At 73.0% G+C, this 14462-nt stretch carries 17 protein-coding genes; 9 read left to right on the forward strand and 8 right to left on the reverse strand.

The genetic code is table 11. From position 1 onward, the window contains the following. The first annotated feature begins 14 nt into the window (after positions 1–14). Positions 15–584 (forward strand): TetR/AcrR family transcriptional regulator, encoded by a 570-nt coding sequence (locus BJY14_RS09440; protein ID WP_218905237.1) that lies wholly within the window; start codon positions 15–17, stop codon positions 582–584. 70 nt (positions 585–654) lie between these two features. Continuing rightward, entirely contained in the window at positions 655–1416 is a 762-nt protein-coding gene (locus tag BJY14_RS09445) for a glucose 1-dehydrogenase (protein ID WP_179843259.1), read from the forward strand. Between the two features lie 55 nt (positions 1417–1471). Here the strand turns inward: BJY14_RS09445 and BJY14_RS09450 are convergent, their stop codons facing one another. Then, complete coding sequence (locus tag BJY14_RS09450) at positions 1472–2644, reverse strand: amidase (RefSeq protein ID WP_312879092.1); 1173 nt, start codon at positions 2642–2644, stop codon at positions 1472–1474. Between the two features lie 276 nt (positions 2645–2920). On the opposite strand from BJY14_RS09450, the gene BJY14_RS09455 reads away from it, so the two are divergent. Beyond that, positions 2921–3481, forward strand: a complete 561-nt coding sequence (locus tag BJY14_RS09455) for a TetR/AcrR family transcriptional regulator (protein ID WP_179843260.1) — start codon at positions 2921–2923, stop codon at positions 3479–3481. Between the two features lie 490 nt (positions 3482–3971). Here the strand turns inward: BJY14_RS09455 and BJY14_RS09460 are convergent, their stop codons facing one another. After that, complete coding sequence (locus BJY14_RS09460) at positions 3972–4556, reverse strand: TetR/AcrR family transcriptional regulator (RefSeq protein WP_312879093.1); 585 nt, start codon at positions 4554–4556, stop codon at positions 3972–3974. A gap of 55 nt (positions 4557–4611) precedes the next feature. On the opposite strand from BJY14_RS09460, the gene BJY14_RS09465 reads away from it, so the two are divergent. The 3 genes from BJY14_RS09465 to BJY14_RS09475 all read left to right on the forward strand — a co-directional run bounded on the left by BJY14_RS09465 (position 4612) and on the right by BJY14_RS09475 (position 7089). Then, positions 4612–5838, forward strand: a complete 1227-nt coding sequence (locus BJY14_RS09465) for an NAD(P)/FAD-dependent oxidoreductase (protein ID WP_179843262.1) — start codon at positions 4612–4614, stop codon at positions 5836–5838. Positions 5839–6028: 190 nt separating this feature from the next. After that, positions 6029–6517 (forward strand): SH3 domain-containing protein, encoded by a 489-nt coding sequence (locus BJY14_RS09470; protein WP_179843263.1) that lies wholly within the window; start codon positions 6029–6031, stop codon positions 6515–6517. A 68-nt stretch (positions 6518–6585) separates the two neighbouring features. After that, on the forward strand, positions 6586–7089 hold the full coding sequence (locus BJY14_RS09475; protein WP_179843264.1) for a DinB family protein: 504 nt from the start codon (positions 6586–6588) through the stop codon (positions 7087–7089). A gap of 39 nt (positions 7090–7128) precedes the next feature. Here the strand turns inward: BJY14_RS09475 and BJY14_RS09480 are convergent, their stop codons facing one another. From BJY14_RS09480 to BJY14_RS09490, 3 genes are all read right to left on the reverse strand, one after another. Beyond that, positions 7129–7311, reverse strand: coding sequence for a hypothetical protein (locus BJY14_RS09480; RefSeq protein WP_179843265.1), 183 nt, complete (start codon positions 7309–7311; stop codon positions 7129–7131). A 63-nt stretch (positions 7312–7374) separates the two neighbouring features. Continuing rightward, on the reverse strand, positions 7375–8730 hold the full coding sequence (locus BJY14_RS09485) for a sensor histidine kinase (RefSeq protein ID WP_179843266.1): 1356 nt from the start codon (positions 8728–8730) through the stop codon (positions 7375–7377). Further along, positions 8727–9407, reverse strand: coding sequence for a response regulator transcription factor (locus BJY14_RS09490; RefSeq protein WP_179843267.1), 681 nt, complete (start codon positions 9405–9407; stop codon positions 8727–8729). Before BJY14_RS09490 ends, BJY14_RS09485 begins: the two co-directional genes overlap by 4 nt. Positions 9408–9434: 27 nt before the next feature. Here BJY14_RS09490 and BJY14_RS09495 point away from each other — a divergent pair, with 27 nt between their 5' ends. Continuing rightward, positions 9435–9959: a hypothetical protein gene (locus BJY14_RS09495; protein ID WP_179843268.1), complete on the forward strand. Its 525-nt coding sequence runs from the start codon at positions 9435–9437 to the stop codon at positions 9957–9959. A 121-nt stretch (positions 9960–10080) separates the two neighbouring features. Continuing rightward, positions 10081–11412 (forward strand): MFS transporter, encoded by a 1332-nt coding sequence (locus BJY14_RS09500; protein ID WP_179843269.1) that lies wholly within the window; start codon positions 10081–10083, stop codon positions 11410–11412. Here the strand turns inward: BJY14_RS09500 and BJY14_RS09505 are convergent. Further along, positions 11396–12028, reverse strand: a complete 633-nt coding sequence (locus tag BJY14_RS09505; RefSeq protein ID WP_179843270.1) for a PaaI family thioesterase — start codon at positions 12026–12028, stop codon at positions 11396–11398. The genes BJY14_RS09500 and BJY14_RS09505 overlap by 17 nt on opposite strands. 199 nt (positions 12029–12227) lie before the next feature. Here BJY14_RS09505 and BJY14_RS09510 point away from each other — a divergent pair, with 199 nt between their 5' ends. Next, complete coding sequence (locus tag BJY14_RS09510; protein ID WP_179843271.1) at positions 12228–12803, forward strand: DUF4870 domain-containing protein; 576 nt, start codon at positions 12228–12230, stop codon at positions 12801–12803. 1 nt (position 12804) lies between these two features. On the opposite strand, the gene BJY14_RS09515 is transcribed toward BJY14_RS09510, so the two are convergent. Beyond that, on the reverse strand, positions 12805–13629 hold the full coding sequence (locus tag BJY14_RS09515) for a TIGR03619 family F420-dependent LLM class oxidoreductase (protein WP_179843272.1): 825 nt from the start codon (positions 13627–13629) through the stop codon (positions 12805–12807). An 82-nt stretch (positions 13630–13711) separates the two neighbouring features. After that, entirely contained in the window at positions 13712–14449 is a 738-nt protein-coding gene (locus BJY14_RS09520; RefSeq protein WP_218905241.1) for a protein phosphatase 2C domain-containing protein, read from the reverse strand. Positions 14450–14462: the final 13 nt, after the last annotated feature.

Here is a 14462-nt window from a genome sequence, read left to right on the forward strand (position 1 = left end):
GCTGGACGGTACCCATGGAGACCCGGCCGATGCGGGCCGACGCCCGCCGCAACTACGAGCGACTCGTCACGACGGCTCGCACCGCCTTCACCGAGCACGGCACGGGCGCGTCCCTCGACGAGATCGCCAAACGGGCGGGCGTCGGATCGGGCACGCTCTACCGGCACTTCCCCACCCGGGACGCGCTGCTGCACGCCGTCCTGCGCGAGCGGATCGACGGCCTGCTCGGGCACGCCGACGCGCTGCTGGCCGAACCGGACGCCGAGGCCGCGCTCGACCGCTGGCTGCGCACCTACCTGGCCGGCGCGTCGAGCCCGCGCGGCACCTGCACCGTGATCATCGAGGCGATGGGGCCGGAGTGGGCGGCCACCGGGCTCGGCGCCGCGGCCGGCGCCATCCGCGCCGCGCTCGGCCGGCTGCTGGAGCGGGCGCAGCGGACCGGCGCGGTCCGCGCCGAGGTCGACCCCGGCGACCTGCTGCGGCTCGCGAACGCGATCGGCGTGGCGTCCGAGCGCACCGCCGACCCCGGCGCGTACGCCGACCGGATGCTCACGCTGCTGTTCGGCGGGCTCCGCGCGGGCTAGGGGCCGCCTTGTTCACTTGACCAAGCGTTCGCTAGGTTGACCGGGAGGCAACGGGCGACGAGGAGCGTTGATGGGGCAGCTTGACGGCAAGGTGGCGCTGATCACCGGCGGCGCGCGCGGCATGGGCAAGGCGCACGTCCGCCGGTTCCTGGACGAGGGCGCCAGAGTGGTCTTCGGCGACGTCCTGGAGGAGGAGGGCGCCAAGCTGGCCGCCGACCTCGGGGACGGTGCCCGCTTCGTCCGGATGGACGTGTCGCGGGAGGAGGACTGGCAGCGGGCCGTCCAGACCGCGACGGAGACGTTCGGGGCGCTGAACGTCCTGGTCAACAATGCCGGGATCCTCCGGCACAAGACCATCGAGGAGATGGCCGTCGAGGAGTTCCGCCAGATCCTGGAGGTGAACCTCGTCGGCCAGTGGCTCGGCGTGAAGACGGTCACCGCCCCGATGCGCGCGGCCGGCGGCGGCTCGATCGTCAACGTGTCCTCGACCGAGGGCTTCATCGGCGCGGCCGGCCTGGCCGCCTACAGCGCCAGCAAATTCGGCGTCCGCGGGCTGACCAAGTCCGCCGCCCGCGAGCTCGGCCGGTACGGCATCCGCGTGAACTCCATCCACCCCGGCGGGGTGCTGACGCCCCTGACCATGCAGGACGACATCGTCTCGGCCACGGCCGCCAGCGCCGACGCGTTCATGAAGGCGCTCCCCCTCGGCCGCATGGGCAAGGCGAAGGAGATCACCGGGCTGGTCGTCTTCCTCGCCTCGGACGACTCGACCTACTGCACCGGCAGCGAGGTCCTCGTCGACGGCGGCATGCTCACGGGCGCCGGCTACTGAACGGGACGGGCCGCCGGTACCGGCTGGACCCCCGCACCGGCGGCCCGTCACGCGTCTAGGGGCGCCGCTCGTGCCATCGTTCGACCGACTCCAGTTGCGCCGCGAGCGAGATGAGCGTCGCCTCGTCGGAGTCGTGGCCGAGCAACTGCGCGCCGACGGGCAGCCCGTCCCTGGTGAACCCCGCCGGGACGTTCACTCCGGGCCATCCCAGCACGTTCCACGTCCACGCATAGGGGCACGCGGCCGCGACCCCCGACTGCGTCCGGTGGTAGCCGGCCCCGTCGAAGGCCCCGACCCGCAACGGCGTCTGCGCCGTCGTGGGCGTCATCACCACGTCCGCGATCTGGAAGATGCGCCCGACCCGCCGCCGTAGATACGGGTCCAGCCGCTTGGCCAGAGGCAGCAGCCGCTTGCCGAGGACCCTCCCCAGTCGCGCTTCGGCCTCCGTCCGGGGATCGGGCCGCGGGTTCGGCAGGGAGTCCAGCCAGTCGGCGACCCCGGCCGTGCCGCGCGGGACGAGCCCGAGCGCCGTCGGCCCGTAGTCGGGGTCCGCGGGGAACACCTTGTGCCCGAGGTCGGTCAGCCTCCGCGCCAGCCGCTCGACCGCCCCTCGGATCTGCGGGTCGAGCCTCCCGCTGACCCCGAGGGCCGTCCGGTAGGAGACGGCGATCCGCAGCCTGCCGGGCTCCCGCCTCGCGGCCTCGGCGAACGGGGTGATCGGCGGGTCGAGCCGGTGGACGTCCTCGTCATGGCTGCCGGTCAGCACGTCGAGCAGCAGGGCCGCGTCCCCCACCGTGCGCGCGAGCGGCCCCCACACCGTGATCCCGTTGAACGGATCGGTGTGCGGATACCCGGAGACCCGTCCGCGCTGGGGCTTGATGCCCACCAGGCCCGTCCACGCCGCCGGGATGCGGATCGACCCGGCCCCGTCGGAACCGACCGCCGCCGCGACCATGCCCGCCGCCACGGCCGCCGCGGACCCGCCCGACGACCCGCCAGGCGAGTACTCGGGATTCCACGGGTTCCTCGCGATTCCGTACTCGCGCGACTCGCTGAACGGCCACAACCCGAGCTCGCACGTCGTCGTCTTCCCCACGATGACGGCCCCGGCCGCCCGCAGCTTGCGCACGACCTCCCCGTCCCGCCTCGCCGGCCGGTGGTCCCCCGCCACCGCGAAGGGCGTGGTCTCCCCCACGATGTCCGTGTCGTCCTTGATGGCGACGGGCACCCCGAGCAGCGGCAGCCGCTCCCCCTCCGCCAGCCGCTTGTCTGGCCTCCAGCGCCTCCTGCGCGGCCGCCTCGGCCCGCACCACCCGGAACGCCCCGAGCGACTCCCGCCGGCCGATGGCCTCCAGGCTCTCCTCCACCAGATCACTCGAGGAGATCTCCCCCCTCGCCAGCGCCTCCGCCTGCCCGGCCAGCCCCAGCTCCACGCCGCCTCCCGCTATCGTTCGTTCGAACGAACGATACTGAAGTCCCGCGTTCTGGGGAAGACTGTGCATCGATGAGCGCCCGCGAGCAGATCCTCCACGCCACCCTCCGCCTGATCGGCGAGCAGGGCATCGGCGCCGTGACGAACCGGGCCGTCGCCCGCTCCGCCGGCGTCTCCCTCGGCTCCCTGACCTACCACTTCCCCAGCCAGGAGGATCTGCTGCGCGAGGCGCTGCACGCCTTCGTGGAGCAGGAGATCGCCCGCATCACGGCCTACGTCACGTCCCTCGCCGAGTCCGGCATCGCCCCCGTCCAGGCCGCCGACCAGGTCGAGAAGGCCGTCGTCGAGTTCGCCTACGGCCCCGAGCAGATCGCGAACCTCGAACTGCACCTGCACGCCGCCCGCGACCCGGCCCTCCGCGAGACGTCCACGCGCTCCATCGAGGCCTACGACCGCCTCGCCACCGCCATCCTGAAGGCCCTCGACATCCCGGACGCCGAAACCCACGCCCCGGCGATCGTCGCGATGCTCTACGGCCTGGCCCTCCGCCGCCTCGCCACCGGCGACACCACCGCCACCGGCACCGCCGACGCCTTCCGCCTGCTCCTCCTCGGCGCCCTCCCCCGCCCCTGAAAAGACTTCTGGCCCGCACGGCCCCAGAGCGGGGTTAGGGGGCCGTGCAGGCCAGAAGTCTGTCTCAATCAGGAACCTCAGTCGGAACCTCAGCCGACGATCGCTCTGCTCTCCGCCTGTGCACCTCCGCCGTGTCTCCGATCTGACACCCCAAACGCTAAGCCGCCCCACCCCCCAACAGAACGCCTTTAAGCCTCACTTAGGGAACCCCTGAGCCACCCTTATTCACACCTCGTCCGGGCCCGTCCGGGGATGTCGGTGGGGGAGGCGCTCAGCTGTGAAAACACGGGGAGGAGCTTGTGGGCGTCGGGCGGGGCAGGGTGGTGTTGTCGAACTTGAGCGGCTGGCATTGGCTGTCTGAAGTGGCTGGGCGCGTGACCGGGGTGCGGCTTCGTCGCGCCTTGGGCTCGGAGCTTGGGTGTGGGTGGATCTGGCGCGCGACGGCTACCGCGTCAAGCGGTGTGGTGTGCCGCTGCATCACCTCGGGTTTTCAGGGTGCTGTGAGGATGTGGAGGACTTGGTCTAGGTAGAGGCGGCGTTCTTCTTTGCCGCTCGGGAGCAGGTCCGGGGTGGAGTGGGCGATCTGCGTGTGGCCGAGGTAGGCGCTGTAGGCGAGAAGTGCTCTTGCTCTCGCCTCGTCGGTGGGGAAGCCCAGTTCTGCGAAGAGGGCGATGACGGCGTCCAGGCGCGTACGTGTGACATCTCGGAGGACGGGTGCGACGGCGGGGTGTGTGGCCGTCGCCAGCAGTGCCGGGCCGACCGGGTCCTCCTCGGCCATGGCCACCACCCGGGTGATCAGTAGCTTGAGCTGGCCCCGCGGGTCGTAGGAGGCGCTCTTCACCTCGCGCAGGATCGCGGTCGTCGTTCGCTCCGCCCAGTGCGCGAGTGCCGCCTCCAGGAGCGCTCCGCGGTTGGGGAAGTGCCAGTAGAAGCTGCCCTTGGTGGTCCCGAGCCGTGCGGCGAGCGGCTCGACGGCGACCGCCGCGACGCCGCCCTCCGCGATCGCCGTCAGGGCCACGTCCACCCAGTCCTGCCGGGTCTTCCTTCGCTGAGGTCTTGCCGCGCGCTCGGACACGACCGTACTGTACCGTACGGAGAACATACGGTTGCGTATGGCTTGAGGAGATGCGATGGACTACGACGTGATCGTGGTGGGCGCGCGCGTGGCCGGTGCGACGACGGCGATGCTGCTGGCGCGACGCGGTCTGCGCGTTCTGGTGGTCGACAGGGTGGCCTTCCCGAGCGACACGATCTCCTCCCACCAGATCCAGGTGCCCGGGGTCGCCAGGCTGCGGCGATGGGGGCTGCTGGAGGCGGTGCGCGCCGCGGGCACCCCGCCGACCCGCCGGCTCCGGTTCGATGCGGGCGAGGTAGTGCTCGACGGCTCGTTCCCCCCGTTCGAAGGTGCGGACGCCCTCTACAGTCCCCGCCGGACCCTGCTGGACGCCGCCCTGGTCGATGCCGCCCGGTCGGCGGGCGCCGACGTCCGCGAGAACTTCCGGGTGGAGGAACTGGTGTGGAGCGAGGGGCGGGTGGTCGGAGTTCGAGGGAGGGAGCGACTTGGCTCCTCGGTCGCACTGCGAGCCCGGATCGTCGTGGGTGCAGACGGGAAGAACTCCTTCGTCGCCTCGGCCGTGGGAGCGCGTACCTATCGGCAGCGGCCGGTGCGGGCTTTCGCCTGCTACACCTACTTTTCGGGGCTCCCCGTCACCGCGGGCGAGGTCTACCGGCGGCGGGGCCGATTGGTAGCGGTCTTTCCGACCAACGACGACCTGACCATGGTGTACCTGTCCGAACCGCTCTCCGGGTTCGAGGTCTTCCGCCGCGACATCGAGAAGCACTACCTCGCCGCCCTGGACGGCTGCGGGGACCTCGGCGGGCGGGCGCGGGAGGCGCGGCGTGAGGAGCGGCTGCGCACCACCCCCGACCAGCCGAACCGGTTCCGCCTGCCCCACGGCCCCGGCTGGGCGCTGGTCGGGGACGCCGGCGTCGTGATGGACTCCGTGTCGGCCCAGGGGATCACCAACGCGCTGCGGGACGCCGACCTCCTCGCCGAAGCGCTCTCCGCCGAACTGGACGGCGTTCCGTCCCTCGCCGCCTACCACCGCCGGCGCGACCGCGCCGTCCGGCCGATGTACGACCACACCGTCGGGCTGGCCGGGCACTCGCCCGGCATCACCGAACGGCTGCTGTACACCGCAGTCGCCGACCGTCCCGCCGAGGTCACGCGCTTCCTCGGTGTCTTCTCGGGCGCCCTCCCGCCCGACTCCTATCTCAACCCCGCGGCCATGCTGCGAGTCTTCGGCGCCGCCGGGCGGACAAGAGGCGCTCGCCGGCGCCGGGCCCGCGCGGCGTAGGCGGCAGGGTGGTGACCGGCCGCTGCGGCCAATGACCCGTTCGGGCGGACGTCATTCGGACGGCAGTAAAGGGAAGTGGAACTCGCCCATTTCTGCGCCACAAAGATGTGTCTGCACAACTCTCTGCACTCGCACGATGACTATGAGTAACATGAGGTTGTAAGTCCGCCGCCTCAGTCGGGAGGTACAGATGCAGATAGGCACGAAGCTCGGCGTCGTTCTGGTCGCCACGACGCTGGCCGGCAGCGCACTCGGTGCGGGCGCGGTAGCCGGGGCCGCACCGCCGCCGGCGCCGGGCCCGGACGGGTCGGCCGCGGTCCAGCCCGGCCCTCCGGAGGAGGAAGGGCACGGGCCGGGCGCCATCGAGGTCGGGCCGGAGGGCGCCGCCGCGGCGATGAACCGGCTCCTCGTCCGCGACGAGCAGCGCGTTCGCCTGTGCGACGGGGTCGTCCTGCCGGCGGACGGGCTCAACGTCCGCACGGGGCCGGGCACCGGCTACGCGAAGGTCGGCGTCCTGGCGAAGGGCTCCAAGGTCCGGACGGACTGGGACTCCATCCAGCGCAGGGACGGGTACCTGTGGGTCCGGCTGAACTCCACCCAGTGGATCGCCGACTACATGCTCGGCGCTGACGACGGGGCCATCCGCGGCAAGTGGTACGTCAACTACTCCAACTGCTGAGCGGGCTTCCCGCCGGGTCGGCGCCCTCGGGCGTCGACCCGGTTCCGTCGTGTTGCTAACGTCCTCGCATGGAAGAAGTGCCGTACACCGGTGGTGAGAAGGAAAGTCTGCAGGCCGCCCTCGACCGGCATCGGGACGTCGTCCTGTGGAAGCTGAACGGGCTGGACGAAGAGCAGGCGCGGCGTCCCATGACGCCGTCCGGGACGAGCCTGCTCGGCCTCACAAAGCACCTGGCCGCCGTCGAGTACAACTGGTTCTGCGAGACGTTCGGACGCGAGACAGAGCCGCTTCCGTTCAGTGACGACGACCCGGAGGCCGACCTCAGGGTCGAGCCCGGCGAGACCATCGAGGGCATCGTCGCGTTCTACGAGCGGGCGCGTGCCGCGTCCGACAAGGTCGTCGGGGAGCTGGCCCTCACGGACACCGGCACCGCCTGGCACGGCGCGACCGTGAGCCTGCGGTGGGTGCTGATCCACATGCTCGAGGAGACGGCGCGGCACGCCGGGCACATGGACATCATCCGCGAAATGCTCGACGGCGCGACCGGCGACCACGTCCGCGACGACGGCTAGGGCCTGGCTCGCGGATACGGCAGGGGCCGGTCGCCGCGTTCATGCCGGTCTCGGAGGAGCGGCGGTGTCCGTTGCCGCGAGGCCCAGGACCTTGTACGAGGTGGGCGCGGTGGGGAGGTTGCCACTGGCGGCCAGGCCGGCGACGGCGATGAGGGCGGCGACCACGAGGCCGACGACGCCGATGAGGCCGGCGGCGACGTACTGGGGGCGGGGGCGTCTCACGAGATCACGTTAGGGCGGTGCCGCGCCCGGCGGCAGCGTGGTTAAGGCGGATTTAAGGCGGCGCTATACCGGGCGTTTGCTGCGGGAGTGGCGGCGGCGGACGAGGCGGCGGGAGCGGCGGGCCGGGGGCAGCCATCTCGTGCGGAACCACATCTGCACCTGGGCCCCGCCGAGGACGCTGCGGTGGATGCGCAGGTAGCCCCCCGTCGACTCGGCGGCGCGGCGGGCGATGTCCAGGCCGAGGCCGGTGGAGCCGCCGCCGCTGCTGCCCCGCTTCAGCGCCGCGTCCGGGTCGGCGATGCCGGGGCCGCCGTCGGCGACGAGGATGCCGGTGACGCCCTGCCCCTGGTGGAGGGTGACGACGAAGCCGGTGCCCTCGGCCGTGTGCCGGAAGATGTTGCCGAGCAGCGCGTCCACGGCGGCGGCCAGCTCGGTGCCGGGGATCGGCAGCGGCGCGGGGCCCTCGGCGCCGATCAGCTCGCAGGAGCGCCCCTCGTCCTCGGCGAGGACGGACCAGAACGCGACCCGGTCGCGCAGCACCTTGGACGCGTCGCAGTTGCCCCGGCCGGTGGGCCGCCGGACCGTCCGGATGATCTGGTCGACCTCGCGCTCGATCCGGTCGACGGCCTCGCGGGTCTGGTCGGCGACGTGCCCGTCCCCGAGCGCCTCGACGTTGAGGCGGAGCGCGGCGAGGGGGGTGCGGAGCCGGTGCGACAGGTCGGCCGCCATCTCCCGCTCGGCCGACAGCAGCTGGACGACGTGGTCGGCCATCGCGTTGAACGCCAGCCCCGCCTCGACGAGCTCGGGCGGCCCGTCCGGCTCGATCCGCACCGACAGCTCCCCGTCGCCGAACGCGCCCGCGGCCTCGGCCAGGCGGCGGGTGGAGCGGATCATGCGGGCGCCCAGCCGGTCGGCGACGGCGACGGACCCGGCGACGAGCGCGGCGGCGACCGTGGTCATGACGAGCCACGCCTTCCACACCCCGCGCGAAAGGTCCTCGTCGGGCAGGAACACCTCGACGACGGCGGTGCGGCCCGCGTCCAGCGACACCGGCTGGAGCAGCGCGTACCCGCCGTCGACGCGGGCGGTGTAGGAGCGGCCGCGGCGCCCCGCCTCGGTGAGCTGCTCGGGACGGGCGCCGTCGTCCTCGCGGGGGTTCTTCGGGACGAGGCCGCCGTCCGGCATGTGCACGGTCATCCGCCCGGCGGCGCCCGCCTGGGTGCTGGCGACGGCGCGTTCGAGGGCGGCCGGGTCCTCGGTGACGACGAGGACGGGGCCGAGCGCGCTGGCCTGCCGCTCGGCGGTGGTCAGGGCGCGGTCGCGGGCGATCTCCCGGACGGTGAGGGCGAGCGGGATCAGAAACGCCAGCGCGACCATCGAGGTGACCGCCAGCGACACCAGGACGAGGGTCCGCCTCATGCGCGCGGGTCGGCCAGGCGGACCCCGACGCCGCGGACCGTGTGCAGGTAGCGGGGGGCGGCGGCGGTCTCGCCGAGCTTGCGCCGCAGCCAGGACAGGTGGACGTCGATGGTCTGGTCGTCGCCGTAGGCCTGCCGCCACACCTCGGCGAGCAGCTCGCGCCGCGCGACGACCCGGCCGGGGCGGGCGGCGAGGTAGGCCAGCAGGTCGAACTCGCGGCGGGTCAGCTCCAGCGGTTCGCCGTCGAGCAGCGCCTCCCGGCGGTCGAGGTCGATGTGCAGCCCGCCCACGCTGAGCTCCGCGGTGGGCCCGGACCGCGCCGACCTGCGCAGCACCGCGGCGAGCCGGGCGCTGAGGTGCTCGATGGAGAACGGCTTGATGAGGTAGTCGTCGGCGCCGGCGTTCAGTAACCGGACGATCTCGGGCTCGTCGTCGCGCGCGGTCGCGATGATGACAGGCACGTCGGAGATGCCGCGCAGCATCTTCAGCACCTCGGCGCCGTCGAGGTCGGGCAGCCCGAGGTCGAGCACGACGACGTCGGGCGGGGATTGCGTGACCTCGCGCAACGCGTCCATCGCGGTCGGGGCGCTGCGCACGACGTGCGATCGGACGCTCAGCTCCCTGATCAAGGCGGTCCGGACGTTCGCGTCGTCCTCGACCACCAACACACTCGCCATGGCGGAACCGTATGCCACCATGTGCCCATGCGTCGCGCGATGTCGTATGTTGCCCCGTGGGCCGGGGTGACCGCGCTCGCGGTGGCGCTCTCCTGGCTCGGCGTGCGGGGCGTCGTGCGCAGCGCGGTGTCGGACCGGTCGGCGCCGCCGCCGATCGCGGGACCGGTGATCCATTCCAGCCCGTCCACGCCGCCGGGGCCGACGACCGTGAAGTCGCCCACCGTGCGGTCGAGCCCGCCGACCGGCCAGGACGAGGCACCCGCGCCGTCCAGGACCCCGAAGGCGACGCACGGCGGACCGGGCGGCGGCAGCCCGTCCGCCAGGCCGACGAACCACGTGCGCAGCTACGCGACGCGCGGCGGGAGCGCCGCGATGTCCATCGAGGAGAACCGGGTGCGGCTGGTGTCGGCGACGCCGAACCCCGGATACGAGACGCGCGTGACGCAGACCGAGGGCTGGCTGCGGGTCGACTTCCTCTCCGACGAGCACACCTCGTCGGTCGTCGCGTCCTGGTACGGGCACGCTCCGGCGGTCAAGGTCTACGAGTACTGAGCGGGCGACCACCTGATTGTCGACCGTTTCGCGCCGCCACGGTTTCGGCGGTCAACCCAGCGGGAAACAGTGGGTCAAATCGCTGGGACCGGCGGGGGCGGTCGGAAGGGCAACGGCTCCCATGGTTCTGGATCCCGGAGAGGCCGGCCGCGCCGGCGCCGCGGACGCCGAGGAGCGCCGCGCGCAGGTCCGCAAGGCCGCCGCCGCGAGCGTGATCGGCACCTCGATCGAGTGGTACGACTTCTTCCTCTACAACACCGCCGCGGCGATCGTCTTCAAGGACGTCTTCTTCCCCGAGTCGAGCGACTACGCGGGCACCCTGTCGGCGTTCGCGACGTACGCGGTGGGCTTCGCGGCCCGCCCGGTGGGCGCGGCGATCTTCGGGCACTGGGGCGACCGGCTCGGCCGGAAGGCGACGCTGATCGTCACGCTGGTGCTGATGGGCGTGTCGAGCGCGCTGATCGGTGTGCTGCCGGGCACCGAGACGATCGGCTGGGCCGCGCCCGTGCTGCTCGTGCTGCTGAGGATCCTGCAGGGCATCGCGGTCGGCGGCGAGTGGAGCGGCTCCGTGCTGCTGTCGATGGAGTGGGGCGACCAGAGGCGGCGGGGGCTGATGGCGAGCCTGCCGCAGCTCGGCGTGCCGATCGGGCTCATCCTCGGCACCGGCATGATGACCGCCATCGCGCTGTCGGCGGACGAGGCGTTCAGGAGCTGGGCGTGGCGCGTCCCGTTCCTGTTCAGCCTCGTCCTCGTCGGCATCGGACTGTGGGTGCGGATCCGGGTGATGGAGACGCCGCTGTTCGCCGAGGTCGTCAAGCGGGACGAGGTCGCCCGGGTACCGGTCGTCGAGGTCGTCAAGCGGCATCCCAAGGAGATCATCCTGAGCGCGCTGCTGCGCTGCTCGGAGCAGATGCCGTTCTACCTGTTCACCTCGTTCGCGCTCACCTACGTGCACAAGCATCTCGGCATGGCGCAGGGGCTCGCGCTGAGCGCGGTGACGGTGGCGGCCGCGCTGGAGCTGGTCACGATCCCCGCCGCCGGGCATCTCGGGGACCGCATCGGCCCGCGGCGGGTGTACGCGGCCGGCTCGATCTGCGTGGCGCTGTTCGCGTTCCCGTACTTCGCGCTGCTCAACACCGAGGTCGCGGCGCTGGTCGTCGTCGCGGTGGTGGTGGCGCAGATCCCGCACGCCGTGCAGTACGGGCCGCAGGCGTCACTGATCGCCTCGACGTTCCCGACGCGGCTGCGCTACGGAGGGGCGGGCATCGGCTACCAGCTCGCGTCGGTGTTCGCCGGCGGCCCCGCGCCGCTGCTGGCGACGTGGCTGCTGCACGACTACGGCTGGCAGGCGATCTCGATCAGCATGATCGTGGCCTCGGTGCTGACGCTGGGCGCGCTCGCGCTGCTGCCCGCCCCGGCGGAGGAGCGCGCGGCGGTCAGTACTCCGACGTGACGAACCGCTGCGGCATGATGAACATCGCGGTCGCCTCGACCGTGACCCGCCCGTCCGGGGCGCTGATCGTCCCGGACGCGTAGACCTTGCGCCCCTCCACGCGGCTCGCCTTCGCCTCCACCTTGAGCGGGACGCCGAGCGGGGTGGGACGCCGGTAGCGCGTCTCCAGGGTCGCGGTCATGCCGGGCGTGCCGGTGGCGGCCGCCGCCATGCCGAGGGCCTGGTCGAGCACCATCGCGGAGACGCCGCCGTGCACGTAGGACGGCGGGCCCTCGTAGACGGCGCCGAGCGTGAACTCGCCGCGGACGACGCCGTCCGAGGTCACGTCCAGGCCGATCGGCGGCGCGAAGGGGTTGAGCGGCCCGCTGACGGGATTGGCGATCTGGCGGTCCATTCGGCGTTCGCCGGGCGTGACGAACGGCGGGGCGCCGCGGCGCTCGGCGGTGAGCCGGGCCGTCAGCGCCGCGATCTCGTCCGCCACCGCGGCGGCCTCGGCGGCGCCGGCGCCGGTGAGGACGGTGGCCTCGGCCAGTTCGCGCACGCGGGCCGCCAGGCCCGTCAGCGCCGCCGCCTCGTCGTCCCCCAGCACGGGCCGCTCCATCGGGATCGCGCTCAAGTCCAGCCTCCTCGCGGGGCATGCCCCCATCGCCCCATTGGCCGAACGAAATTCTAAAATATGTCGGAGAGCGGTCCGGACGCAGGTCCCGCTCAGCGGTCGACCGGGGGCGCTCAGAAGCGCGCCGGTGAGCCCGGTTCCTATAGATTCCTGCAGTATCCCGCAGAGGGACGCCCGAAGAGGACATGAGGACGACACCGTGACGGACCAGCCCCCGCCACCCTCCGACCAGCCGCCGCCCGACCAGCCGCCTCCTCCGCATCAGCCGCCGCCATATCACGGTGCCTACGGCCAGCCCCCGGGCCAGCCGCCAGGCCAGCCGCCGCCCGGCCAGCCGTTCGGCCAGCCCGGCGCCGGTCCGTACGACCCGCGCTACGGGTACGGCCCTCCCGGCGTCCCGTACGGCCCGGGCGCGCACCCGGGCGAGGAGACCACCTGGGCGATCTTCGCCTACGTCGGGAACCTCCTGATCGGCTTCCTGCCGCCGCTGGTCATCTACCTGGTGAAGAAGAACACCTCGCCGTTCACCCGCTTCCACGCGGCGCAGTCGATGAACTACCAGCTCACCATGCTGATCCACCTCGTGGCCGTGGCGGCGGTCTGCGTCCCGCCGGCCATCGCGCTGGAAGAGCCCGCCTTCCTCGCGCTGTTCGCCCTCCCGTACCTGGAGCTCCTGATCGGCGGGTGGGTGTTCCTCATCCTCGGCGCGGTGAAGGCCGGCAAGGGCCAGTACTACCGGTTCCCGACCTTCTTCTGCTTCCGCATGATCCGCTAGCTCACAGGTGGGAGCGGGCGTAGCCGTCCAGCACCGGAAGGACCGCGTCGCGGTCGCCCGCCGGCACGCGCAGCACGACCTCCTCGATGCCGAGCGAGGCGTAGTGGTCGAGCTTGCCGGGGGTGGGCAGCGTCCCGAAGGGGATCACGGGCACCGTGGCGCGCCCGGCGTCCTCGCAGGCGCGGCGGAGGGCGGGCAGAGCCTCGCGGACGCCCGCGCCGCCGATCGGCAGCCACCCGTCCCCGTACTCGGCGATGTGCGCGAACAGCGTCGGGCCGGGGGCGCCGCCGAGCAGCACGGGGACGCGGCGGGACGGCTTGGGCCATGCCCGGCTCGGCGCGAAGCCCGCGAACTCCCCTTCGAAGGAGGCCTCCTCGTCCGTCCAGAGGGCCCGCATGGCGAGGACGTGCTCGCGCGCCACGGCCCGCCGCCGCTTCCACGGGACGCCGTGGTCGGCGCCCTCCTCGGCGTTCCACCCGTAGCCGATGCCGAGCGCGACCCGTCCGGGCGCCAGCCGGTCGAGGGTGGCGACGGCCTTGGCGGTGACGATCGGCTCGCGCTGGGCGGGCAGCAGGACGCCGGTGCCGAGGACGATCCGCTCGGTCGTCACGGCCGCCGCGGCGAGCGACACGAGCGGGTCGAGCGTGCGGGAGTACTCCTCGGGCAGGGACGCGGCGCCCGTCGGCGGCGGGGTGGCGCGGGACACGGGGATGTGGGTGTGCTCGGGGAGGTAGAGCGAGGCGAACCCGCGCGCCTCCGCCTCCCGGGCCAGCTCGTGCGGCGCCATGGTCAGGTCGGTCGCGAACATCGTGATGCCGAGGCGCATGCCGTGTCCCTTCCCCGCGGCCAATTCCCCGCGGTCCCCGCACGATACCGGCGCCGACCAAGCGATTGCTCGATCGACCGGGTCAGTCGCCGAAGTCGCAGAAGGCCGCGGTCGCGTCGTCGTGGACCTTGTGCCGCGGGAAGCGGACGGCCGCGGGGTCGGTGCCCTCGACCTCCCGCGTCCACTTGATCAGCCCTGCCGGGTCCGCCGCCAGCGAGACCATCCCCGGCCAGTCGGTGACGCCGAACATGTCGGCCAGCCGGGTCGCCCCGTCCGTCAGCAGGGCGGCGCGCCGCAGTTCGGCGGCCCGCACCGTCCCGGTGATCGCGGCGTCGGCCACGGCGGGGTCCGCGGCGGCGTAGACCCGGCCGCCGGTGATCTCCCGCACGTCGTCGAGGAGGTGCAGCAGGACGGTCGAGTCGCCCAGCACCAGGAAGTCGACCAGTTCGCCGCGCCGCCGCAGGGCGAGCACGGTCGCCGCCGGCGTCGTCGGAACCCGCAGGTCGCAGGTCGCCCGGTGCGCGGTCGCCACGTCCGCGATCGCGCCGGCGAGCCGCGCGACCAGCGGCCGGTCCCCCGGCCGGTGCGCGCCCTCGGGCGGCGCGATCGGCGGGCCGGCGTGCGGGCCCAGCCCCTCCAGCATGCGCGCGAGCATCCGGGTGCCGAGCGAGCGCGCGTACCAGGCGGTCCCGTGCGCGCAGCCGAGGTCGGTGCCGAGCGGCAGCCCGCATCCGTCGAGCACCACGACCGCCCCGGCGGCCGCCGCCACGAAGTCCTCGTTGGGCCGGTCGGGGCTCCCCTGGTCCGTCGCCCACGTCACGCGCATCTGTGTA

This window comes from Actinomadura luteofluorescens (assembly GCF_013409365.1).
Taxonomy (GTDB): domain Bacteria; phylum Actinomycetota; class Actinomycetes; order Streptosporangiales; family Streptosporangiaceae; genus Spirillospora; species Spirillospora luteofluorescens.